This window comes from Streptomyces sp. NPDC021096 (assembly GCF_040641275.1).
Taxonomy (GTDB): Bacteria; Actinomycetota; Actinomycetes; order Streptomycetales; family Streptomycetaceae; genus Streptomyces.
The window spans coordinates 31,047-53,332 of record NZ_JBFADG010000028.1 but is presented as its reverse complement, the minus strand read 5'-3'; the positions used below and the strand labels follow the sequence as shown (position 1 = coordinate 53,332).

Genomic DNA, 22,286 nt, shown 5'->3' with positions numbered 1-22,286 from the left:
GCCACTGACAGCGTTCACCCGGATTTCGGCCCCGGTTCCGGGGGGCCGGGAGCCGGGTCCGACCGCTCCCGTACCACTCGCCACAGCAGCACCGAACGGGCCCGTACGGAGATCCGGCTGCCCGCGTCCCGGCGCAGGCCGGGGGCGGTTCGCTGGTCCTCCAGGGCGGTGTTGACGAGGAGTTCGTACGCCTGGGCCCACGGGGGGCCGGGCAAGGTGAAGCGGAGGGCGCGCGGACCGGCGTGCAGGACGGCGAGGAAGCTGTCGTCGGTCACCGGTGCGCCCTGCCGGCCGCGCTGCGGGATGTCCCGCCCGGAGAGGTACATGCCGAGGGCGGAGGCGGGCGCGTACCAGTCGGCCTCGGTCATCTCCGTGCCGCCCGGCGTGAACCAGGCCAGGTCCCGCAGCCCGTCGGAGCTCTGCGGGCGCCCGGAGAAGAAGGAGCGGCTGCGCAGCACGGGGTGGGCGCGGCGCAGGGCCAGCAGCCTCGAGCTCAGGTCGGCGAGCGCGCGCCAGCCGGGGTCCCCCAGCAGGGACCAGTCGATCCAGCCGGTCTCGTTGTCCTGGCAGTAGGCGTTGTTGTTGCCGCCCTGCGTGCGCCCCATCTCGTCGCCGGCCACCAGCATCGGCACCCCGGTGGACAGCAGCAGCGTCGTCAGCAGGTTGCGCAGCTGCCGCCTGCGCAGGGCCAGGACGCGGGCGTCGCCGGTCTCACCTTCGACGCCGCAGTTCCAGGAGCGGTTGTCGCCGGTGCCGTCGCGGTTGCCCTCGCCGTTGGCCTCGTTGTGCTTGCGTTCGTAGCTCACCAGGTCGCGCAGGGTGAAGCCGTCGTGGGCGGTGATGAAGTTGACGGAGGCGTACGGGCGCCGGCCGCCCCAGGCGTAGAGGTCGCTGGAGCCGGAGAGGCGGTAGCCCAGGTCCCGTACGTCCGGCAGGGCGCCCCGCCAGAAGTCGCGCACGGCGTCGCGGTAGCGGTCGTTCCACTCGGTCCACAGGGGTGGGAAGGCGCCCACCTGATAGCCGCCGGAGCCCACGTCCCAGGGCTCGGCGATGAGCTTGACGCGTCGCAGGACGGGGTCCTGGGCGATGACGGCGAGGAACGGCGAGAGCATGTCCACGTCGTGCATCGAGCGCGCCAGCGCCGCCGCCAGGTCGAAGCGGAAGCCGTCGACGCCCATCTCCGTCACCCAGTAGCGCAGCGAGTCGGTTATCAGGCGCAGGACGTTCGGCTGGACGACGTGCAGGGTGTTGCCGCAGCCGGTGTAGTCGGCGTAGCGGCGCGGGTCGGACTGCAGCCGGTAGTAGCGGCGGTTGTCGATGCCGCGCAGGGAGAGCGTGGGGCCGAGCTCGCCGCTCTCGGCGGTGTGGTTGTAGACCACGTCGAGGATGACCTCGATGCCGGCGGCGTGCAGGGCCCGCACCATCCGCTTGAACTCGCCCACCTGTTCGCCGCGCGTGCCCGAGGCGGCGTAGGCGGCGTGCGGGGCGAAGTAGCCGATGGAGTTGTAGCCCCAGTAGTTGCGCATGCCGCGCCGCAGCAGGTGGTCCTCGTGGGCGAACTGATGCACCGGCAGCAGTTCCACCGCCGTCACCCCCAGCCGCACCAGGTGTTCGATGGCCGCCGGGTGGGCGAGCCCCGCGTAGGTGCCGCGCAGCCGCTCCGGGATGCCGGGGTGGCGCATGGTGAAGCCGCGCACGTGCAGCTCGTAGATGACGGAGTCGGGCCACGGCGTCTTGGGGCGGCGGTCGTCGGCCCAGTCGTCGTCATCGGCGACCACCACGCCCTTGGGGACGTAGGGGGCGGAGTCCCGCTCGTCGCGGACGGTGTCGGCGACGTGCTGCTGCGGCCAGTCCCGCACGTGTGCGTACACCTCCGCCGGCAGCGGCCCGCGGCCGTGCGGGCCGCCGAATTCTCCGTCCACCGCGCGCGCGTACGGGTCCAGCAGGAGCTTGGCGGGGTTCCAGCGGGCACCGGTCCAGGGGTCCCAGCGGCCGTGGACGCGGAAGCCGTAGCGGCGGCCGGGCAGGACGCCCGGCACGAAGCCGTGCCACACCTCGTGCGTCAACTCGGTCAGGAGGTGACGGGTTTCGCCCCCCTCCGGCGTGTCGTCGAAGAGGCAGACCTCGACCGCCTCCGCGCCGCCGGCCCACAGCGCGAAGTTCGTCCCCGCCACGCCGGCCGGGGTGCCGGTGGTGTCCTTGAACCGCGCCCCGAGCGGCTCCGGGCTGCCGGGCCACACGGCCGGCGCCGGCGCGAGGACCGCGGCGGGCCGCGGGCGGCCGTTGACGACGGCCGGTCCGGGGGAGCCCTGGGGCGGCCGCCCCTGCCCGAACTCGCCGTCCTGTCGTGCCTCTTGCTCGGGTGCGCTCGACACGTGTTCGCCTCCGGCGGCTCTCGGGTAGCGCGCCGGGCACCCGGCGTCCCGGGGCCGGGTGTCTGGCGATTGTGTCCTTCTCCCCCTTCTTCCCAGATCCACGCGTGCGCTCACACGTGTGATCGGGCGCAGCAAGCGAGTGCAGCGACGTTTCCCGCGGGGAGGCCCGTCGTTGGGCCCGGTGTGACACTTGCCCTCACGCGCGCGGCACGGGGAATCGCCCTGCCGGCGCTCCTGGTCGCGCTCGCCGGGTGCGCCACCGTCGCTCCGAAGACCGCCCTCACGGACGACGCGCGCCCGCCCGCCGCGGGGGTGCGGATCGAGGTCGCCCCGCGGGACCGTGCCCGGGGCGTGCCGGCCACGCAGCGGCTCGAGGTGCGGGCGTCGCACGGCCGGCTGGAGCGGGTGCGGGTGGCGGAGTTCCGCACCGGCGCGCCGTCGGCCGTGCCCGTCGCGGGGCGGATCTCCGGCGACGGGCACACCTGGCGGCCCGACGCCGCCCGCCCCCTGGCGCTCGCCGCTCGCTACACGGTGGAGGCGGTGGCCCGGGACGCCTCCGGCCGCCGTACGACCCGTCACACCGGCTTCTCCACCTACGTGCCGCAGCACCGGGTCATCGGCTACTTCACGCCCGAGGCCGGGAGCACCGTCGGCACCGGCATGATCGTTTCTTTTGGCTTCGACCGTCCCGTCGCCGACCGGGCCGCCGTCGAGCGTGCCATCCGTGTGACGGCCCGTCCGCCGACCGAGATCGCCGCCCACTGGTTCGGGCCCGCCCGCGTGGACTTCCGGCCGCGCACGTACTGGCGGCCGGGCACCCGGGTCACGTTGGACCTGCGGCTGCGCGACGTGCGGGCCGCGGAGGGCGTGTACGGCGCCCAGCGCAAGACCGTCGGCTTCACGGTGGGCCGCAGCCAGTTCAGCCGGGTGGACGCGGCCGCGCACACCATGGACGTCGTCCGGGACGGCAGGCCGCTGGCCAGCCTGCCCATCACGGCGGGCGCCGGGGGCAGCGAGACGTACAAGGGCAAGATGGTGATCACCGAGAAGTTCCCCATGACCCGGATGAACGGGGACACAGTGGGCTTCGGGGGTGAGTACGACATCTCGGACGTCCCGCACGCGATGCGGCTGACCGGCTCGGGGACGTTCCTGCACGGCAACTACTGGGCCGGCCCGCGGGCCTTCGGCACCCTGAACACCAGTCACGGCTGCATCGGCCTGCCGGACGTGCAGGGCGGCAGCCCCACCAGCCCGGCCGGCTGGTTCTACGGCCAGTCGCTGATCGGCGACGTGGTGGAGGTCGTCGGCACCCGGGAACGGGTGGTCGCGCCGGACAACGGGCTGGGTGGCTGGAACCTGACGTGGGAGCAGTGGAGGGCCGGTTCCGCCCTCCGCTGAGGCGCCCTCCGGACCGGCCGTCAGGTAACGGTTTGACCTGGCCGGAATCTGCCGCTTCACTTCGGTCACCGCCCTCACCACAGGCGCACGGGTCGTATCACCGCTCCCATTTGGGACTGAACGGTGACATTCACGAGGTCAGCGTTGTCGGTGGCGTGTGGTTATCTATCGACAATGCGCGCCTGCCGCGCTCTGGGGGCGCCGCGTGGCCGCGGGCCGTGCGAGGGGAGACGATCCGTTGTGAGAGTGCAGCCGATATCGAGGAGCCGTGGACGCCGTACGGCGCTGTCCGCTCTGCTGCTCGGATCCGTGCTGACGCTGGTCAGCGCCTGTGACGGCGGGGGCGGCGACGCCAAGGGCGACAAGCCGGCCGACGGCCCCTCGCAGGCCGTGGTGAACATCGCCCCCACGGACGGCGCCAAGGACGTCGCCACCAGCGGCGCGCTCAAGGTGACGGCGGACAAGGGCAGCCTGACGTCCGTGAAGGTCGCCGACGCCAAGGGCAAGGCGATCGACGGCAACATAACCAACGGTGGCGCGGCCTGGGAGCCGTCCAGCCACCTTTCGGCCTCCACGAAGTACACCGTGGACGCGATCGCCAAGGACAAGAAGGGGCGGACCTCCGCAAAGCACGCGGCGTTCACCACCCTCACCCCGCAGAACACCTTCGTTGGCTACTTCACGCCCGAGGACGGCAGCACGGTCGGCGTGGGCATGCCCGTCTCGATCAATTTCAGCCGCGGCATCACCGACCCCAAGGCCGTCGAGCGCGCCATCAAGGTGAAGGCCGAGCCGGCCGTGGAGGTCAAGGGCCACTGGTTCGGCAACGACCGCCTCGACTTCCGGCCCGAGAAGTACTGGGCGGCCGGGACCAAGGTGACGGTCGATCTGAACCTCGACGGCGTCCAGGGCCGTGAGGGCGTGTACGGCTCGCAGAACAAGACCCTGAAGTTCACGGTCGGCCGCAGCCAGGTCAGCACCGTCGACGCCAAGAGCCACCAGATGACCGTCGAGCGGGACGGCAAGGTCCTCAAGACCGTCCCGATCTCCGCCGGCGCCCCCGCCAACCCCACGTACAACGGTCAGATGGTCATCAGCGAGAAGCACGAGGTGACGCGCATGAACGGCGCCACCGTCGGCTTCACGGGAAGTGACGGCAAGGGCGAGTACGACATCCCGGACGTGCCGCACGCGATGCGCCTGTCCACCTCCGGCACCTTCCTGCACGGCAACTACTGGTCCGGCTCCTCCACCTTCGGCTCGGAGAACGCCAGCCACGGTTGCGTGGGCCTGGAGGACCAGCGCGGCGGCGGCGACCCGAACAGCCCGGCGGCCTGGTTCTACAGCAACTCCCTCATCGGTGACGTCGTGATCGTCAAGAACTCCGATGACAAAACGATTAAGCCGGACAACGGCCTCAACGGCTGGAACATGCCGTGGTCGGAGTGGGGCAAGAGCAGCCCCCAGGAGAGCTGACGGCTCATCGTCCGCGGACGGCGGCCCGGTGCACTGTGACCAAGTGCACCGGGCCGCCTGTCGTTAACCGGCGCTAACCTTGCGTCATGACTGTGCACCTTGAGGTAGCCGAGGGCGTCGGTACCGTCCGACTGGACCGTCCGCCGATGAACGCGCTGGACATCGCCACCCAGGACCGGCTCCGGGAGCTCGCCGACGAGGTGACCCGCCGTGAGGACGTACGGGCCGTGGTCATCTGGGGCGGGGAGAAGGTGTTCGCGGCCGGCGCGGACATCAAGGAGATGCAGCACATGGACCACGCCGCCATGGTGGCGCGGTCGCGCGGGCTCCAGGACTCCTTCACCGCCGTGGCCCGCATCCCCAAGCCGGTGGTCGCCGCCGTGACCGGCTACGCCCTGGGCGGCGGCTGCGAGCTCGCGCTCTGCGCGGACTTCCGCATCGCCGCCGACAACGCCAAGCTCGGCCAGCCCGAGATCCTGCTGGGCCTCATCCCCGGCGCGGGCGGCACCCAGCGGCTGTCCCGGCTCATCGGCCCGTCCAAGGCCAAGGACCTCATCTTCACCGGCCGTCAGGTCAAGGCCGACGAGGCGCTCGCCCTGGGCCTCGTCGACCGCCTCGTCCCGGCCGGCGAGGTCTACGAGCAGGCGCACGCGTGGGCGGCCCGGCTCGCGGCCGGCCCCGCCATCGCGCTGCGCGCGGCCAAGGAGGCGGTGGACACCGGTCTGGAGACCGACATCGACACCGGGCTGGCCATCGAGCGCAACTGGTTCGCGGGGCTGTTCGCCACCGAGGACCGGGAGATCGGTATGCGCAGCTTTGTGGAGGACGGTCCGGGCAAGGCCAAGTTCGTCTGACCTGCAGGGGATTGGGGGAGAGCGCCCGGAAGGGCGCCCTCCGGAGGGTGCCTCTTGTGGGGGAATTCCGTCGCCGGTGCGCGACGGTGTGTCCGGCCCCCTCCGAGCCGTCCGACGATCTCCCGGGCCCCTGAGGGCGCCGCAGGTCAGTCGGGGTTTCCCGGGGCGCCTACGGCCTCTGGCATATGTCGGCCGGTGGCTGCGGAGGCATGGACTCCGCTGAATCGAATCCCAACGTTCCACTCCGTGGCGCCTTGCGGGCGGCCATGATGGGGGGCATGGCGGGCCTGGAGGGAACGGAGCAGCCACGGCAACGGGTCGGCACGGCCACCCCGGTGCGGTGGACCCCGACGGTTGAGGATGAGCTGGCGCTCAAGGCGTTCGAACTGTTCGGCGACCCGACCCTCGGTGAGATCCGGCTGCCCTCCCGGCCGGAATCCGCCGTCGCGGCCCGCCGGCTGACCCAGTCCGTGGTGCTGCGCCACTGGGGCCTCTCCGCCCAGGTCACCGAGCACGCGGTGCTGCTGGTCTCCGAGCTCGTGGGCAACGCCGTGCGGCACACCGGGGCCCGCTTCTTCGGGCTGCGGATGCTGCGCCGGCGCGGCTGGCTGCGGATAGAGGTGCGCGATCCGTCCCGGGGGCTGCCGTGCCTGCTGCCGGTGCGGGAGATGGACACCAGCGGGCGGGGGCTGTTCCTGGTGGACAAGCTCTCGGACCGGTGGGGCGTGGACCTGCTGGCGCGGGGCAAGACGACGTGGTTCGAGATGCGCGTGGTGGACCGCTGAGGTCCCCGTCCCCACCCGGCCATACGAAGAGGCCCCCATCCGTCATCGTCGTGACGTGGCCGGGGGCCTCTTCGTATGGCCGCGGGAAAATGGGGTGTGTCCCACGGCGTTTGACGACCTGGCCCGGGTCAATGGGGGTCGTTGCCCTCGACTATGTCACGCCAGGTAGCGATGAGCCAAAGCGAGACCTCTGCAATCCAAGGTGAGCTGTGCCACTGGCCTTGCAATCCACGCATGAGACCGAGCAATTGCTTATTTTTATACAGAGTGGTCGGAGGTCTTGCGGGGGCGGCGGTAGCCGGGTGTCATGTCCTCGTGACGAGTGCCGCGTACCCTCCCACCCACTGGATCCCGGCCAGCAGCGCCAACTTCACGGCGTCGGCCCGGCCCGGTGCGTACCCCGTCGACCACGTCGTGGTCCATGTGACCCAGGAGACCTTCCCCGACGCGATGAGGATCTTCCGTGACCCGCGCTCGAAGGTCTCGGCGCACTACATGGTCGCCTCCGCCGACGGCTACATCGGCCAGTTCGTCCGCGAGCGGGACATCGCCTGGCACGCCGGCAACTGGGACTACAACACCCGCAGCATCGGCATCGAGCACGAGGGCTGGATAGACCGCCCCGAGTACTTCACGGACGCCCTCTACCGCGCGTCGGCGAAGCTCACCGCCGCCGTCTGCGCCCGCCATGGCATTCCCCCCACCCGCGAGCACATCATCGGCCACAGCGAAGTGCCCGGAGCCACCCACACGGACCCCGGCCGGCACTGGGACTGGGACCGTTATCTGGAGCTGGTGACCGGCGGCTAATCTGTGCCGGTCAAACAAGCACACAAGGGGAGGCCTACATGGCTGACATCGACGCCGCACGTACGGCTTTTGACCGTTTCGACGTGGACGGCGACGGGTTCATCACGGCGGCCGAGTACAAGAGCGTCATGGCTCAGCTCGGTGACCACAACGTCACCGAGACCGTGGCCCAGGCGATCATCAACAAGAAGGACGGCAACGGCGACGGCGTGCTGTCCTTCGACGAGTTCTGGGCCTCCCTGAACCACTGATCCGCCGTGTTACGGACCGGGCCGCCCGGGTCAGCGCCAGCCCCTGCGCTGTGCGCTGGCCCGACGCCGCCGGTCGTTGCACAGCAGGCACCGCCCCCACCCCGGCGGCAGCGGGTCGTCCGTGTCCCCGTACAGCGGGTCCACCGGCCCGCGCGGATGCTCCGAGCACCCCGTCGCGCCTATCCCGGCCCCCAGCGCGCTCGCGGCCGCCAGCGCCCGCCGCAGGGCGTCCAGCAGCTGATCGGCCTCATGGGGTGCGGGCTTGGCGTCGAGGGCGAAGGCGATGTCCGAGGCGGTGTTGAGCGCGCTCTGGAGTTCGCGCAGGTCTGCGTAACTCATGCTCGCGAGCGTACGCGTCCCCACTGACAACGCCGCCGGCCCGCCGGGCCCCGGGTGGTCCGGGGCCGGGCGGGCCGGCGGGCGGTCGGTCCGGCGGATCAGCCGGTCAGCACTCGATGACGTTCACGGCGAGGCCGCCGCGCGCCGTCTCCTTGTACTTGACCTTCATGTCGGCGCCGGTCTCCTTCATGGTCTTGATGACCTTGTCGAGGGAGACGTGGTGGCGGCCGTCGCCGCGCAGGGCCATGCGGGCGGCGGTGACGGCCTTGGCCGCGGCCATGCCGTTGCGCTCGATGCAGGGGATCTGCACCAGGCCGCCGACCGGGTCGCAGGTCAGGCCGAGGTTGTGCTCCATGCCGATCTCGGCGGCGTTCTCGACCTGCTCCGGGGAGCCGCCGAGGACCTCGGCGAGGCCGCCGGAGGCCATCGAGCAGGCGGAGCCGACCTCGCCCTGGCAGCCGACCTCGGCGCCGGAGATCGAGGCGTTCTCCTTGAAGAGCATGCCGATCGCGCCCGCGGCCAGCAGGAAGCGGACCACGCCCTCCTCGTCGGCGCCCGGCACGAAGTTCATGTAGTAGTGCAGCACGGCCGGGATGATGCCCGCGGCGCCGTTGGTGGGAGCGGTGACGACGCGGCCGCCCGCGGCGTTCTCCTCGTTCACGGCCATGGCGTAGATCGTGATCCACTCCATCGCGCGGGCCTGTGCGTCGCCCTCGGCACGCAGCTGGCGGGCGGTGTTGGCGGCACGGCGGCGGACCTTCAGGCCGCCGGGCAGGATGCCCTCGCGGGACAGGCCGCGCGTGACGCAGGCCTGCATGACGCGCCAGATCTCCAGCAGACCCTCGCGGATCTCGGTCTCGGTGCGCCAGGCCTTCTCGTTCTCCATCATCATCGCGGAGATCGACAGACCCGACTCGCGGGACATCCGCAGCAGCTCGTCACCGGTGCGGAAGGGGTACTTCAGCACGGTGTCGTCCGGGACGATCCGGTCCGCGCCCACCGCGTCCTCGTCGACGACGAAGCCGCCGCCGACCGAGTAGTAGGTCTTCTCCAGCAGGGGGGAGCCGGCCTCGTCGTAGGCGAAGAGCGTCATGCCGTTCGCGTGGTACGGCAGGGAGCGGCGGCGGTGCAGGATCAGCTGGGTCGACTCGTCGAAGTCGATCTCGTGGTCGGAGCCGATCTCGGCGCCGAGCAGCCGCAGCCGCTTGGTGGCGCGGATGCGCTCGACCTCGTCGTCGGCGGTCTCGACGTCGACGGTACGGGGGGAGTGGCCCTCCAGGCCCAGCAGCACGGCCTTGGGCGTGCCGTGGCCGTGGCCCGTGGCGCCGAGGGAGCCGAAGAGCTCGGCCCGGACGGCGGTCGTCTGTGCCAGCAGCCCGTCCTTCTTCAGGCGGCCCACGAACATGCGGGCGGCACGCATCGGGCCGACCGTGTGCGAGCTGGAGGGACCTATGCCTATGGAGAAGAGGTCGAAAACGGAGATGGCCACGTCGGCGGACTCCTGGCGTGAGATGGGGCTGGGCGGGGCGGATTGCTCCTCCACGAGCGTAACGCGTCGCCCACCCGTCTCCATGGCCGAGATGGAGCCGTTACGCATCCGTCTTACCATGCGAAACCCCGCCGGGGTGATCACCTGGCCTTTGTATCGCAGCTCGCAAGGCCTCTGAGGGCCTGATCGAAAACTTCTCTCGCGCGCTGGAGCACCGTCTTTCGCCACGTACCGTCCACCGGCGCGAAGGCCTCCATGAGCAGCCGTTTCTCCTGGGCCAGCACCGCCCGGTCCGCCGGGCGGCGCAGGTGCAGGGCGTTGTCGGCGCACAGCGCCAGCAGGACCTCCGGGCCCGGCAGGGTGCCGAACTCCAGGGTGATCGCGGTGAGCTCCTCGTCACCCCGCAGCCCGTCGGCGACCGCGCTCGCGGTGTTCCCGACGATGGGGGTGGAGGACGAGGTGCCCTCCTCCGAGGCCGTCAGCGCCGGGCCGTACCAGGCCCGGGCCCGCTCGCGGGCGCCCCGGTCCCGGCCGCCGCGGAAGATCGGCTCGCCGGCGGCCCGCTCGCCGAGCCCGGTGTGCAGGTCGATGTAGGCGATGTGCGGGGTGCCGGCCACGCGCTCGGCCACGATCCGCCGCAGCACCCCGTGCGACCAGGAGGGCCGGCGGCCGCCGTAGAACAGGCCGTCGGGACGGCGGTACTGGCCCCGGGTGACCGCCTCCTGGAAGACGCGCGTGCCGAGCCGGTCACGCAGGGTCAGCAGCTCCTCGGTCAGCCTCCGCGCCGAGAAGGGGGCGCCGTCCGCGGGGACGAGGGCGGCGTGCACCGCGTCGTAGGCGTCGTTGTGCGGCGGGGCGCCGTGATCGACGAAGTTCCGGTTCACGTCGACGTTGTCCTGGTCGACGCGCCGCAGGTAGGCGAAGCCGTACGGGTTGAGGGCGTGGACCAGCAGGACGCCCGTGCCGGGCCCCGCCGACCGGGCCAGGCCCTCCTGAAGCAGCACCCGTGTCTGGCACGCGGAGCCGCAAAATCCCTCGATGCCGTGCGTCCCCGACACCGTGACCAGCAGCTTCACCGGCCGCTCCGGGCCGAGGTAGGCCGTGTCGACGGTCAGCGCCGAGCCGTCGGGCCCGGTGTGGCCCGGCAGCCGGAAGCCGCCCGGCACCGCCCCCGCGGCCTCGGCCGCGCGCAGGAAGGCCGCGCGGGCGGTGCCGTAGTCGGGGGCGAACCCGTCGGCGCGGGGGTCGGTCATGGCGCTCCGCCTTCCCGGTTCACTCGGGCCGGGCCAGTCCCAGCGCCGTGAGGATGCCGTGCTGCCCGGCCGCCGTCGGGGCGTGGAGCACGCAGAGCATGCGGTCGCCGGGCTCCAGGTGCTTGCCGAAGTGGGCGTTGACCGCGTCCACCGAGCTCAGCGGCCGCTCCCGGTAGAGGTCCACCGGGCGCCCCACCCCCGGGAAGACACCGCGTTCCGCGTCGTACGGGCAGTCCGGGGCGATGGCCGTGGCCACCTCGCCGAGCAGGGCCCGCGCCGGGTCGCCCGCCCCGGTGAGGTCCGGGTGGAGCCGGCAGCCGGGGTGGCCCGCGAAGGCGTTCATCGCGCAGTGCACCACGGGGTTGTAGGTCTTGAGGGCGATCACCTCGGGGAAGGGGCGGCCCTCGGCCAGCAGCCGGGCGAAGTGCGCGGCCCAGCTCCGGCCGAAGACCGAGCCGTGCCGGTAGGCGTCGCCGACGAACTGCGTCATCACGTGCAGACAGGGCCTGCCCGAGGGGAGCGGGGCCCACCGCGAGGTGAGCAGGGCCACCACCGCGTCCCGCCGCGGGTCCACGGCGACCACGAGGTACTCGGCCTCGGTGAGCATGTCGCGGCGCAGCGCGAACAGCTCGCGCGCCCGCAGCCCGGGCATGGCCGCCACCAGGCCGTCCACGATCCACCGCTCGGTCTGCGGCCGCAGCTCCCGGCCGGGCGGCAGCGCCAGCACCTGCACGCCGTGCCGGCCGGGCGGCCCGGCCGTACCGGGGAGCGGTTCCGCCCGGCCGGTCCGGCTCGCCACCGGGGGCCTCAGCCGTCCGTGGCGGCCGGAGCCGGGGCGGGCGGCGCGATCTCCTCGCCGGACCGGCCCAGGACCGTGCGCTGGTGCAGCTCGGTGAAGTACAGCTTCCACAGCCAGTAGATGTCGTGCAGGTGCCGCACGACCCTGCGCTCGTCCTCCTCGGAGGAGACCAGGCTGGTCAGCACCCGCCAGACGAAGTCGTCGTGGTCGTCGTCCAGGTCGGTGTTGACGTGGGCGCGCTGGCCCTTGACCTCGTCGCGGCCCAGCACCTTCTCGAGGTTGTCCAGCCACTCCGGCTGGGTGCGGGTGGTGGTGTACTCCACGAAGTACACGCTCGTGATCAGGGCGAGCGGGCTGTCCTCGAACTCCATGCCGTACTGGAGGTAGCCGGTGAGCAGCTTGGTGGACAGCAGCGGCTCCGTGGCGTAGATCTCGTCCTTCGCCACGCCCACCTTGGCCAGGTCGGCGGCGAAGAGCCGGTCGTGCAGCATCTCGTCGTCCGTGTAGTGCGCCCACGCCTTGGCCTGCACGGGGTCGGTCTTGGTGAAGTACTTGATGGCCAGGGCGTCGATGGTGCGCTTGCGGCGCAGGCGCAGGATCGTCTCGATGTTGTGCCGCTTGTAGTAGTCGAGGTCGATCTCGCGGGCGCTGCGCTGGTGCTGGGCGTAGGGGACGGTCTCGTAGAAGTCCTTGATGAAGGAGTCGAGGAGAGCGTCGACGCGCTCCCTCAGTCCTGGCCTGGCCGGTGCCGACATGGTTTTCCTCCCGCGGGCAGGTCCGTTCGCTTGCTTCCGGTCGTTTCAGTGGCAGCCGCAGCTCGCGCTGGAGGTCCGCTGCAGCCGGCCGCGCCGCACCGCCTTGCGCGCCCCGAGCAGGGGCGTGCCGTCCGCCGTCAGCAGCGAACTGCGCGGGCACAGGAAGGCGAGGGCGAAGCGGGTGGTGGGGGTGACGCCGATCCCCAGGTTCAGCACGCCGTGGCGGGCGCCGTGCACCTCGTTGGGGCCGCAGTTGGCGGGCATGACCTCCGTGCCGGTGTTGATGCCGAAGCCCAGCTCCCAGACGGTGCGGTAGAGCGGCTGCGCCGCCAGCAGCGTCTCGAGCGCCTCGGCGGCCGGCCGTGCCCCCGCCTCCGCCGGGGTGACGCGGTCGATGGTGCCGCCGTTCACCTCCAGGTGGACGGCGTGGGAGACCAGCGGGGCGAGCGCCTCGAACAGCCGCCGCTGCTCCGGCTCGTCGGCCGGGTCGGCGTGCCGGTGCACGATGGGCCAGCCGCGCAGCGTCAGGGTGCCCCGCAGCCCGGCGAGGCGGGCTTCGGGGGAGAAGACGGTGATCTCCGCCGCGGTCACGCTGAGCTTGCCGGCGGGAAAGATCTGCTGTTCCCCGGGGCCGAGCACGCCCGCCTGCTGGTTCCAGACGCAATCGCCGACGCCGTGGTCGAACTCGGCCTCGCTGCCGGCCGTGTCGTCGGTGATCAGCAGCCGTTCGCTCGCCCCGGCGCGCTCGAAGAACTCCTCGGCCGCCGCCTCCTGGCCGGCCACGTCCGTACGGGCCGCGGACTGCAGGAAGTAGCGCACGTGCCCGCCCGTCAGCGGGGTCGAGCCGGCCGGCAGGACCGAGAGGCGGCGCGCCCCGAGCTCCCCGGGTGCGGGCGAGCCGATGAAGCGGCCGGGGCAGGCCACCAGGACGTCGGCGTCGGCGGGCACCCGTTCGGCGAGGAGCTCGCCCAGGCTCTGCCCGGGCGGCAGCGCCAGGTGCAGGACCCGCTCGTAGCCCTCGCCCGGCAGGCAGCGCACCGACGTCAGCCCCGCCTCGTCGGTGATCAGGCAGAAGGTGCCGCGCGGATCGCCGAACTGGCCGAAGTCGCTCGCGGTGACGTCCACCCGCGGGGGCGATGACAGAGGTGACACGGACCGGCTCCCTTGACGCTCCAGCGATCGGCCCGGCGGACCCGATCCCGCCGGTCCCGGACGGAAAACCCCGTGGCGGGGTCCTTGCGGTCCCCGCCACGGGTCGGTACTCAGCCGAGCAGCGTGCCCAGGTAGTTGCGGTTCTTCTGCACCTTGATCTTCTTCACGGCCTTCATCTCTTTCACCTCCTGTCGGCGCTGTGGAGTGGTGGTGCGCACCCCGGACCGTGCGGCGTCAGCCGCCGGAGACGACCCGCTCCACGGTGGGGTGGTCCGGGTGCCCGATGAGCGCGGCGCCGCTGCTGCTCAGCACGCGGGTGTCGGGCGCGATGATGTCGAGGTGGTACTGGGTGTACGGGGTGAGGCCCAGCCCGTAGTGGAGGCAGCCCTCGGTGCCGCCGTACACCTCGTTCATGGCGTGGTTGCCGGGCAGGATGTCCAGCGCCGTGTTGAGGGCGTGGCCGATCTCCCACACGATGCGGTAGCGGGAGTCCACCGCGAACATCTGCTCCAGCATCTCCAGCGCCGGGGCCGCGCCCGCGTCGAGCGCCGTCAGACGGGTGATCCGGCCGTCCTCGACGGTCGCCTTGATGGCGTGCTCGCGCATCGCCCACAGCCGCTCGTGCACCCGGGCCTGGTCGGCACGGGAGAACGAGGGGGTGCCGCTGTGCAGGATCGGATAGCCGCGCAGCGTGATCTCGCCCTCCAGGGGGAGCTTGAGGTCCTCCTGGAACTCCCTGATCTCGATGGGCAGCACGCTGATCTCACCGGCCGGCACGATCTGCTGGTCGCCCCAGTCCAGCGGCCCCGCCTGCTGGTTCCACACCAGGTCCTCGCGGAGGTGGTCCAGGACCGCGCGGGTGCCGTGCCGGAGGTCGACGTACTCCAGGTGGTCGGCCTCCTCGGCGATCTCGAAGAACGTGTCGGAGAAAGCGGCCTGTTCGTCCGCCGAGGTCCGCTCCATCGCCTTGAGGAAATGCCGGATCTCGGTCAGCGTGGTCGGCGTCGAATTGCACGCCATTCCCATGATCTTGCGCCGTCCCACCAGATCGGGATCGGGTGATTCGACGAACCGGTGAGGCGATACGACGAGAATGTGCGCCGGTTCGGGAATGCTTTTCTCCAGCAGATCCTCGAAGCGGTCGCCCGCCGTGAACGGAACGGTCAGATACCGCTCGTACGACGCGGACTCGACGACCTCGATGGCATCGATCAGCTCGGGATTGGTGACGAGGCAGAAGGTACTTCCGGTGGCCGCCCCGAATTGGCTGAGTTTCCCCGGATCGATGGACACGCGTGGGCTCATGACAACTCCCGTCCTCCGGCCTCCGTCGGCGGCCGCCGCTGTGTTCCTCACTGTGTCCGAGGCGGCGTACGGGCGGCCATAGGCCGATGGTCCCGCCCGGCCCCGGCGGCGAAGCGCCCCGGCCGGTGGCAGGAATTCGTGGTCGCCGGGCGGTCCTGCCACTGTCCGGCGGAGCCGGCCGGACCGCACAGTAGCCGGATGAGCAGCGGGAAGCGTTACGTGGTCGTCGTCGACGGCTACCACCTCAGGGACGGCGACAACCGGGGCTTCGCCAGCGCGTTCAGGGCGCGCGGCGTGCTGCCCGTCACCGTCATGAGCACTCCGAAGCCCCTGGCCAAATTCGTCAGGAAGTCGACCTGGTACCCCGACGACTACGAGGCCGTCCACTTCTACGACGGCGATTTCGGGGCCCTGATGGAACTGGTGGCCTCCTACGACCCGGTGGGCATCGTCGCCGGCAACGAGCGCGGCGTCGAACTCACCGCGCAACTCGTGGAAACACTGATGCCGCACATCGCGAACGCGCCGGGCAGCGCCGCCGCCCAGCGCCACAAGGGCGATATGGCCCGGGCCCTGGAGAAAGCGGGTGTACCCGGACCGGAGACCATCTCCACGGCCGATCCGGAAGAGGTCGCGGAATGGATCGTCCGCAAGGGGCTGGCGGGCAAGCCGCTCATCGTCAAACCCCCGCACAGCGCCGGCACCGACAACGTCCACCGCATTCCGCCCGGCGGGGACTGGCGACGCTATTTCACGCACATCCTCGGCCAGGTCAACGGCTTCGAACTGCGCAATGACACGGTCATCGTGCAGGAATACCTCGAGGGACTCGAATACATCGTCGACCTGTACTCGGTCGACGGACGGCACGGGCTCGTCGACACCTGTGTCTACGCCAAGCACGACCGCGGGCCGCGCATCGGCATCTACGACATCGCCGACTTCCTGCCGCCCGGCCACCCGGACGTGGCGGTGCTGGCCGACTACACGATGCGGGCCGCCGACGCCGTCGGCATCCGCAACGGCTCCACCCACGCCGAGGTCGTCATGACCGCCGACGGGCCGCGCCTGGTCGAGCTCGCCGCCCGCTACTCCGGCAGCTGCATGATGCTCTCCGGCTCGCTGGCCACCGGCGACAACCAGATCGAGCGGACCGTGCGCCACCTGCTCGACGGCACGTTCACCCCGGGCTTCGAGCTGGTCAAGGAGGTCCGCACGCTGTGGCTGTGCGCCGACTTCGCGGGCCCGGTGCGACGCATGGACATCCTCCAGGAGATCGCCGCACTGCCGACCGTCCACAGGATGGCGGTGCCGCCCGAGGGCAAGGAGGTCCCGATGACCAACGACGTCACCACCAGCCTCGGCTGGGTCATCCAGGGCGCGGACGACTGGGCCGCCATAGAGAAGGACACCCGGCGCATACGCGAGCTGGAACGCATATGGAACGCCGCCCAGGAGACCGGGAACGCCACCGCCCCCGGGCCGGCCTGACATGGCGGCCGTACCGCACCTGCTGCTGGTCTGCCCGCGCCCCGACGTGCTGGGCAAGCTGCTCGGACTGCCCGTCGCGCTCACCGTCGTGCACCGCCCCGGAGGGGACCGCGCCCTGGAGGAGTCCCTGGCCGCCCGCGTCGTCGACGCCGACTTCCAGAGCCCCGACGCCCTGCTGGCCGTCGCCCGGGACGTCCACGCCCGGCGGCCCCTCGACGCGGTCCTGGGCCTGACCGAACTGTCGCTGTACCCGGTCGCCGTCGTCGCCGACGCGCTGGGCGTCCGCGGCAACGCGGCCGCGACCGTCGCCCGCGCCCAGGACAAGGCGGCCATGCGGCGAGTGCTGCGCGAGCGGGGCCTGGCCACCGCCGCCCACCGGGTGTGCGCCACCGAGGAGGAGGCCGCGCACTTCGCCCGCACCTGCCCTGGCGGCATCGTCCTCAAGCCCGTCGAGGGCAACGGCGGCACGGGCGTCCATGTGGTCCGCCACCCCGGCGAGCTCGCCGCCGCGTGGGCCTGGACCACGGGCGCGAAGGCCGCCTGGGCCTGGAGCAAGGAGGACGCCGCCGGCGCCGCGCCCGTCCGGGTCCTCGCCGAGGAGCTCCTGACCGGGCGGGAGTTCAGCGTCGAGACGCTCACCGTCGACGGCCGGCACCAGGTCCTCGCGGTCACCCGCAAGCACACCACGGGGCCCCCGCACTTCGTCGAGACCGGCCACGACCTGCCCGCCGCCCTGCCGGAGCCGCAGCAGGCGGCCCTCGTCGCGGCGGCCCTGGGCGCCCTGGACGCCATCGGCTACGCCTGGGGGCCCTGCCACACCGAGGTGATGCTCGCCGAGGACGGCGAGCGGGCGACCGTCATCGAGATCAACGTCCGCCAGGGCGGCGACCAGATCTGGGAGCTCGTCCAGCACGTCACGGGCATCGACATGATCTACGGGGCCGTGGCCGCCCTCGCCCACGCCGCACCCCCGCCCCCGGCGATGCCGCTGGCGGGCGGCGCCGCCATCCGCTACCTCACCCCCGCCCCGGGCCGGGTGACCGCCGTCGAGGGGCTCGAGCGGGCCCTCGCCGTCGAGGGCGTGATCCGGTTCGGCGAACTGCCCTCGCCCGGCGACGAGGTGGCCCCGCTCGGCGACTCCTGGAACCGCGCCGGCCACGTCATCGCCACCGGGCCCGACCCCAAGTCGGCCGCGACGGCGGCCGAGGCGGCCGCCGCGCACCTCGTCATCCGCACCGAACGGCAGCCGGAGGCACGGCGGTGACGGTGGAGGGCGAGACGGGCGAGAAGGGCGAGCAGGGCGGGAAGAACGCGAAGGGCACGGTCTTCACGGAGGGCAGGGGGCCCGCGTACGTCGTGATCCTCGGACGGTTCACGACCAACATCGGCTTCTTCATGGTCATCCCGTTCCTCGCCGTCCACCTGACCCGGCACGCGGGCATGAGCAGCCTCCAGACCGGACTGCTCTTCGCCCTCCTGGAGTTCACCCGCCGGGGCCTGGGCATCCCGGCGGGCTGGGCCAGCGACCGCTTCGGGGCCTCCCGCGTCCTGGTGCTCGGCCTGCTGGTCGAGGTGGTCGCCTATCTCGTCTTCGCCGTCGCCGGACACGGCTTCTGGCTGTGGGCGGGCGCCGTCGCCCTGATCGGCCTCGGCGGCTCCCTCAACAACAACGGCTCCCGCAGCGTGCTGGCCTCCGCCAAGTCCGGCGGCGTGGCCGCCAACCTCAGCCGCTACTACGTGTCGATCAACGGCGCCGCGCTCATCGGCCCGCTGTTCGGCACGGCGCTGATGGCGAGCGGCGCCATCCGGGCCGGGTTCGTGGTGGCGGCCGCGCTGCACCTGGCGTTCGCCGTCGTCTCGGCCGTGCTGCTGCGCGGCATGCACGGGACGAACGCGACGCCGATCAGGCCCGCCGCGATGGCCGAGGCGCTGCGCGACCGGCAGTTGATGGTCTTCTGCGGACTCGCGGTGGGCGGCTGGTTCCTCATCACCCAGTACCGCATCGCCCTGCCGCTGACCGTCGTCGACCAGAAGCTCTCCGCCGACCTGGTCGGCCTGCTGACCGCGGGCAACGCCGTCGTGGTGATGATCGCCGTCACGCTCGTCGGCTCCCGCATCGAACGGCGCGGAACCGCGGGCCGGCTCGACGTGTTCGCGCTGTCCGGGGTCGTGCTCGGCGGGGGCTGGCTGCTGTGCGCCGTCGACGGCGTCAGCCCGATCGTGGCCTCGGTCATCGTGACCTCCGTCGGCGAGTCCCTGTTCTGCGGGGTCGTCGACGCGATCGTCGCCGGCCTCGCCCCGCCCGGCCGCATCGGCCTCTACCTCGGCTACTCCACCATGGCGTGGGGCGCCGGCGGCGTGCTCGGCGGCTTCATCGCCGGCGGCTTCGACCTGGCGGCGGACCACGGCGCGCTGCTGCTGTTCTGGCTCGTCCTCGCCCTGATCGGCGCCGGCTCCGCCGTGGGCACCCGCGCCGCCCGCACCTCCCTGGCCGACGCCGTCGACCGGCGGCAGGCCGCGGCCCCCGCCGAAGCGGACGCCGCCCGGCCCTGACCCGCGCCGTCCGCCGCGCGCAAAGGTCCGGCCGCCGGTCTCCATCGCTGTACAGGGCACGAATTCCGGATTTCCCCGGCGGGAAATCCGGAATTACCTGGCGAAGACGGGATTCGGACCGGTGAAAACGATCGACACCATGCCGGGAATCGTCGTCACCGGTAATGGCCGAAATTCGGTATGGGCCCAAAGTCCCGGTCCGGATCCTGGGTCTCCAGCCCCATGCGGAGGATCGAAAGCTGTGGTTAGTATCAAATCCTGCTGTTCCGCAAGGAGCTGAGGAGGGCCGAACGTGGACCTGATTACGGGGGCGAACGACGGCACAGCGGAAGGAGAGACCCTCATTTCCTGGCAGGCGCCGCCGCTGAAGTTCGGAATCGGCGCCACCCGGGAGATCGGGTACGAACTCGCACGGGCCGGTCTGCGCTCCGTACTCCTGGTGACCGACCCCAACCTGGCCCGTCTGGGACTGCCGGCCCAGGTGGCGCGGCGGATCGAGAAGGACGGCATCGCGGTGACCGTCTTCGACCGGGCGCTGGTCGAACCCACGGACGCGAGCTGCGCCGAGGCCGCACGCGAGCTCGCCGGCCTCGACGTCGACGGCTACGTGGCCCTGGGCGGCGGCAGTTCGATCGACACCGCCAAGATGGTCAACCTCCTGCACAGTCACCCCGGCCGCGCCGTCCGCGACTACCTCAACAAGCCCATCGGCGCCGCCGCCGCGATCCCCGGACCGCTCAGGCCCCTGATCGCCGTGCCCACCACGGCCGGCAGCGGCAGCGAGTGCACCGCCATGGTCGCCCTCGGCGTCACCGGCCTGAACGTCAAGACCGGCATCAGCGACCCGTTCCTGCGCCCCTCCCTCGCCCTGGTCGACCCGCTCAACACCCTCACCCTGCCCCCGGCCGTCACCGCCGCCTCCGGCTACGACGTCCTCACCCACGCCTGCGAGTCGTACACGGCCCGCCCCTACGACCGGCGCCCCGCCTACCGCACCCCCGCCGACCGGCCCCTGTACATCGGCGCCAACCCGGTCAGCGACATCTGGGCCGAGGAGGCCCTGCGGCTCGTCGGCCGCTACCTGCGCAGAGCCGTCCTCAACCCGCACGACCTGGAGGCCAGGACGGCCATGAGCCGGGCCGCCACCTTCGCCGGGCTCGGCTTCGGCAACGCCGGCACCCACATCCCGCACGCCTGCGCCTACCCCGTCGCCGGCCTGGTCCGCGAGTACCGGCCCCCCGGCTACGACGTCGGCCACGCGATGGTGCCGCACGGCAGCGCCGTCGTCGCCACGGCCGCCGCCGCGTTCGCGTTCACCTACCCCACCGACCCCGCACGCCATCTGCGGGCCGCCGAACTGCTGGGCGCCAACCTCGCCGGGATCACCGCCGCCAACGGCGCCGACGTCCTGCCCGCCACCCTGCTGAGCCTCGTCGCGGACACCGAGGGCCCCACCGGACTCGGCGACTTCGGCTACACCGCGCGCGATCTGCCCGCGCTGGTCGAGGGCGCGCTCAAGCAGCAACGGCTCCTGGTGTGCTGCCCGCGCGACGTCGCCGCCCGCGACCTGCAGAGGATTCTGGCCGGTTCACTGCACGGCTGACCGTCCTGCCGTGCCCCCACCGAGGAAGCCTGGTGTCCTTCGTGAACGTCCCTGTGAACCCGCAGGCCTCACCCCGCCACGCGGCCGTCATTGCCGGACGGCGCGTCCCCACGACCGACTGGATCGACGTCGTGGACCCCGCCCTCGGCCGCCCCTTCGCCCGCGCCGCACGCTGCGGTGCCACGGAGACCGACCAGGCCGTGGCCGCCGCCCGCGACGCCTACGAGCACACCTGGCGGGACACCCCGCCCGCCGAGCGCGGCCGGATCTGCCGCCGCATCGCCGACGCGCTGCGCGCCGCACGCGAGCCGCTCGCCGAGACCGAGACCCGCGACACCGGCAAGCCGCTGGGACAGTCCCGCACCGACGTCGACGTCGCCGCCCGCTACTTCGAGTTCTACGGCGGCGCCGTCGAGGCCCTCGTCGGCGAGACCCTGATCAGCCGGCCCGACCTGCTCGCCTTCACCCTGCGCGAGCCGTACGGCGTGTGCGGCCACATCATCCCCTGGAACTACCCCCTCCAGGTCGCGGCCCGCACCGTGGCCCCCGCCCTGGCGGCCGGCAACTGCTGCGTCCTCAAACCCGCGGAGGACGCCCCGCTCACCCCGCTCCTCCTCGCCGGCATCGCCCTCGACGCCGGCCTGCCGCCCGGCGTCCTCAACGTCGTACCGGGCTACGGACCGGAGGCGGGCGCCGCCCTCGCCGCGCACCCCGGCGTCGACCACCTCGCCTTCACCGGCTCCCGCGAGGCCGGCGCGTCGGTGATGGCGGCCGCCGCCCGCACCATCGTGCCCGTCACCCTCGAACTGGGCGGCAAGTCGCCCCACATCGTGCTCCCCGACTACGACCCCCGGCGCGCGGTGCCGCTGATCGTCGAGTCCATCACCGAGCACGCCGGCCAGAACTGCTCCGCGGGCAGCCGGCTGCTCGTCCACGCCCGCGTCCACGACGAGCTCGTCGCCGCCCTGGCGGCCGCCTTCCGCGCCCTGCGCATCGGCCCCGGGCTCACCGACCCCGACCTCGGCCCCCTGATCTCCGCGGCCCAGCGCGACCGCGTCCTGGGCTACCTCCGGCAGGGCGGGCGCGACTGCGTCACCGTCACCGGCGGCGGGGTGCCGAAGGGACCGCCCTACGAGGACGGCTTCTACGTCGAACCGACCGTCCTGGACCGGGTGGACCCCGCCCACCCGGTGTTCACCGAGGAGATCTTCGGGCCCGTCCTGGCCGTCACGCCCTTCGCCTCGCTCGAGGAGGCGGTCCACCTCGCCGAGGCCACCAGCTACGGCCTCGCCGCCGGCGTCTGGACGCGCGACGTGGGCGCCGCCCACTGGCTCGCCCGGCAGCTGCGCACCGGCCAGGTGTTCGTGAACAACTACAGCGCGGCCGGAGGGGTGGAACTGCCCTTCGGCGGCTGCAAGCGGTCGGGCATCGGCGTGGAAAAGGGCTTCGAGGCGCTGCGCGAGTACACGCGCTGCAAAACGGTCGCGATCCACACGCGGCCGGGGGAATCGACAGTTTCCTATGAAGAGGGGTGCGAAGGGTGAAGCACGTCCGAGGGGAGCGAAGTGCGAAGACACATGATCGGCAGATCTGTG

Annotated in this window: 19 protein-coding genes; 11 read left to right on the top strand and 8 right to left on the bottom strand. The window is 72.1% G+C overall.

All coding sequences use genetic code 11. The features are described from left to right. Positions 1–14: 14 nt before the first annotated feature. Entirely contained in the window at positions 15–2,375 is a 2,361-nt protein-coding gene (gene glgX / locus AB0G59_RS25770) for a glycogen debranching protein GlgX (RefSeq protein ID WP_360916057.1), read from the bottom strand. A gap of 183 nt (positions 2,376–2,558) precedes the next feature. On the opposite strand from glgX, the gene AB0G59_RS25765 reads away from it, so the two are divergent. From AB0G59_RS25765 to AB0G59_RS25740, 6 genes are all read left to right on the top strand, one after another. Beyond that, complete coding sequence (locus AB0G59_RS25765; protein ID WP_360916054.1) at positions 2,559–3,776, top strand: Ig-like domain-containing protein; 1,218 nt, start codon at positions 2,559–2,561, stop codon at positions 3,774–3,776. A gap of 240 nt (positions 3,777–4,016) precedes the next feature. Beyond that, positions 4,017–5,252 (top strand): Ig-like domain-containing protein, encoded by a 1,236-nt coding sequence (locus AB0G59_RS25760; protein WP_360916051.1) that lies wholly within the window; start codon positions 4,017–4,019, stop codon positions 5,250–5,252. An 86-nt stretch (positions 5,253–5,338) separates the two neighbouring features. Then, positions 5,339–6,106 (top strand): enoyl-CoA hydratase-related protein, encoded by a 768-nt coding sequence (locus AB0G59_RS25755; protein WP_071962752.1) that lies wholly within the window; start codon positions 5,339–5,341, stop codon positions 6,104–6,106. A 278-nt stretch (positions 6,107–6,384) separates the two neighbouring features. Next, positions 6,385–6,891 carry an ATP-binding protein gene (locus AB0G59_RS25750; protein ID WP_071962753.1) on the top strand — a complete coding sequence of 169 codons (507 nt, stop codon included), beginning with the start codon at positions 6,385–6,387 and terminating at the stop codon, positions 6,889–6,891. A 315-nt stretch (positions 6,892–7,206) separates the two neighbouring features. Beyond that, a complete protein-coding gene (locus tag AB0G59_RS25745) occupies positions 7,207–7,701 on the top strand; it encodes an N-acetylmuramoyl-L-alanine amidase (protein ID WP_360916045.1) in 495 nt (164 codons plus the stop codon). 38 nt (positions 7,702–7,739) lie between these two features. Then, a complete protein-coding gene (locus AB0G59_RS25740) occupies positions 7,740–7,952 on the top strand; it encodes an EF-hand domain-containing protein (protein WP_360916042.1) in 213 nt (70 codons plus the stop codon). Between the two features lie 30 nt (positions 7,953–7,982). Here the strand turns inward: AB0G59_RS25740 and AB0G59_RS25735 are convergent, their stop codons facing one another. From AB0G59_RS25735 to AB0G59_RS25705, 7 genes are all read right to left on the bottom strand, one after another. After that, the gene (locus tag AB0G59_RS25735; RefSeq protein ID WP_360916039.1) at positions 7,983–8,291 is read right to left on the bottom strand and encodes a hypothetical protein; all 309 of its coding nucleotides are present in this window, start codon (positions 8,289–8,291) and stop codon (positions 7,983–7,985) included. Positions 8,292–8,397: 106 nt separating this feature from the next. After that, positions 8,398–9,780 carry an L-serine ammonia-lyase gene (locus AB0G59_RS25730; protein WP_360916036.1) on the bottom strand — a complete coding sequence of 461 codons (1,383 nt, stop codon included), beginning with the start codon at positions 9,778–9,780 and terminating at the stop codon, positions 8,398–8,400. 140 nt (positions 9,781–9,920) lie between these two features. Then, the gene (locus tag AB0G59_RS25725; RefSeq protein ID WP_360916033.1) at positions 9,921–11,033 is read right to left on the bottom strand and encodes a M14 family metallopeptidase; all 1,113 of its coding nucleotides are present in this window, start codon (positions 11,031–11,033) and stop codon (positions 9,921–9,923) included. Between the two features lie 19 nt (positions 11,034–11,052). Next, entirely contained in the window at positions 11,053–11,832 is a 780-nt protein-coding gene (locus tag AB0G59_RS25720; RefSeq protein WP_360916030.1) for a hypothetical protein, read from the bottom strand. 8 nt (positions 11,833–11,840) lie between these two features. Then, positions 11,841–12,587 (bottom strand): iron-containing redox enzyme family protein, encoded by a 747-nt coding sequence (locus AB0G59_RS25715; protein WP_071962760.1) that lies wholly within the window; start codon positions 12,585–12,587, stop codon positions 11,841–11,843. 45 nt (positions 12,588–12,632) lie between these two features. Then, complete coding sequence (locus tag AB0G59_RS25710) at positions 12,633–13,739, bottom strand: hypothetical protein (protein WP_360916027.1); 1,107 nt, start codon at positions 13,737–13,739, stop codon at positions 12,633–12,635. Between the two features lie 234 nt (positions 13,740–13,973). Next, positions 13,974–15,044 (bottom strand): hypothetical protein, encoded by a 1,071-nt coding sequence (locus AB0G59_RS25705; protein WP_360916024.1) that lies wholly within the window; start codon positions 15,042–15,044, stop codon positions 13,974–13,976. Between the two features lie 198 nt (positions 15,045–15,242). Between AB0G59_RS25705 and AB0G59_RS25700 the strand changes: the two genes are divergently transcribed. The 5 genes from AB0G59_RS25700 (at position 15,243) to AB0G59_RS25680 (ending at position 22,235) form a co-directional block, all read left to right on the top strand. After that, positions 15,243–16,535: an ATP-grasp domain-containing protein gene (locus AB0G59_RS25700; protein WP_360916021.1), complete on the top strand. Its 1,293-nt coding sequence runs from the start codon at positions 15,243–15,245 to the stop codon at positions 16,533–16,535. A 1-nt stretch (position 16,536) separates the two neighbouring features. Next, positions 16,537–17,799 (top strand): ATP-grasp domain-containing protein, encoded by a 1,263-nt coding sequence (locus AB0G59_RS25695; RefSeq protein WP_360916018.1) that lies wholly within the window; start codon positions 16,537–16,539, stop codon positions 17,797–17,799. Then, entirely contained in the window at positions 17,796–19,088 is a 1,293-nt protein-coding gene (locus tag AB0G59_RS25690) for an MFS transporter (RefSeq protein WP_360916014.1), read from the top strand. The genes AB0G59_RS25695 and AB0G59_RS25690 overlap by 4 nt, the downstream gene beginning before the upstream one ends. A 292-nt stretch (positions 19,089–19,380) precedes the next feature. Then, entirely contained in the window at positions 19,381–20,691 is a 1,311-nt protein-coding gene (locus AB0G59_RS25685) for a hydroxyacid-oxoacid transhydrogenase (RefSeq protein WP_360916011.1), read from the top strand. Between the two features lie 41 nt (positions 20,692–20,732). Beyond that, positions 20,733–22,235, top strand: coding sequence for an aldehyde dehydrogenase family protein (locus tag AB0G59_RS25680; RefSeq protein WP_360916008.1), 1,503 nt, complete (start codon positions 20,733–20,735; stop codon positions 22,233–22,235). Positions 22,236–22,286 lie beyond the last annotated feature (51 nt).

Excerpts from the sequence above, each read along its gene's own strand:
- AB0G59_RS25755 (WP_071962752.1), top strand. The coding sequence starts at position 5,339 with ATGACTGTGCACCTTGAGGTAGCCGAGGGCGTCGGTACCGTCCGACTG.
- AB0G59_RS25715 (WP_071962760.1), bottom strand. The coding sequence starts at position 12,587 with ATGTCGGCACCGGCCAGGCCAGGACTGAGGGAGCGCGTCGACGCTCTC.
- AB0G59_RS25725 (WP_360916033.1), bottom strand. The coding sequence starts at position 11,033 with ATGACCGACCCCCGCGCCGACGGGTTCGCCCCCGACTACGGCACCGCC.
- AB0G59_RS25700 (WP_360916021.1), top strand. The coding sequence starts at position 15,243 with ATGAGCAGCGGGAAGCGTTACGTGGTCGTCGTCGACGGCTACCACCTC.
- AB0G59_RS25735 (WP_360916039.1), bottom strand. The coding sequence starts at position 8,291 with ATGAGTTACGCAGACCTGCGCGAACTCCAGAGCGCGCTCAACACCGCC.
- AB0G59_RS25750 (WP_071962753.1), top strand. The coding sequence starts at position 6,385 with ATGGCGGGCCTGGAGGGAACGGAGCAGCCACGGCAACGGGTCGGCACG.
- AB0G59_RS25695 (WP_360916018.1), top strand. The coding sequence starts at position 16,537 with ATGGCGGCCGTACCGCACCTGCTGCTGGTCTGCCCGCGCCCCGACGTG.
- AB0G59_RS25705 (WP_360916024.1), bottom strand. The coding sequence starts at position 15,044 with ATGAGCCCACGCGTGTCCATCGATCCGGGGAAACTCAGCCAATTCGGG.
- AB0G59_RS25740 (WP_360916042.1), top strand. The coding sequence starts at position 7,740 with ATGGCTGACATCGACGCCGCACGTACGGCTTTTGACCGTTTCGACGTG.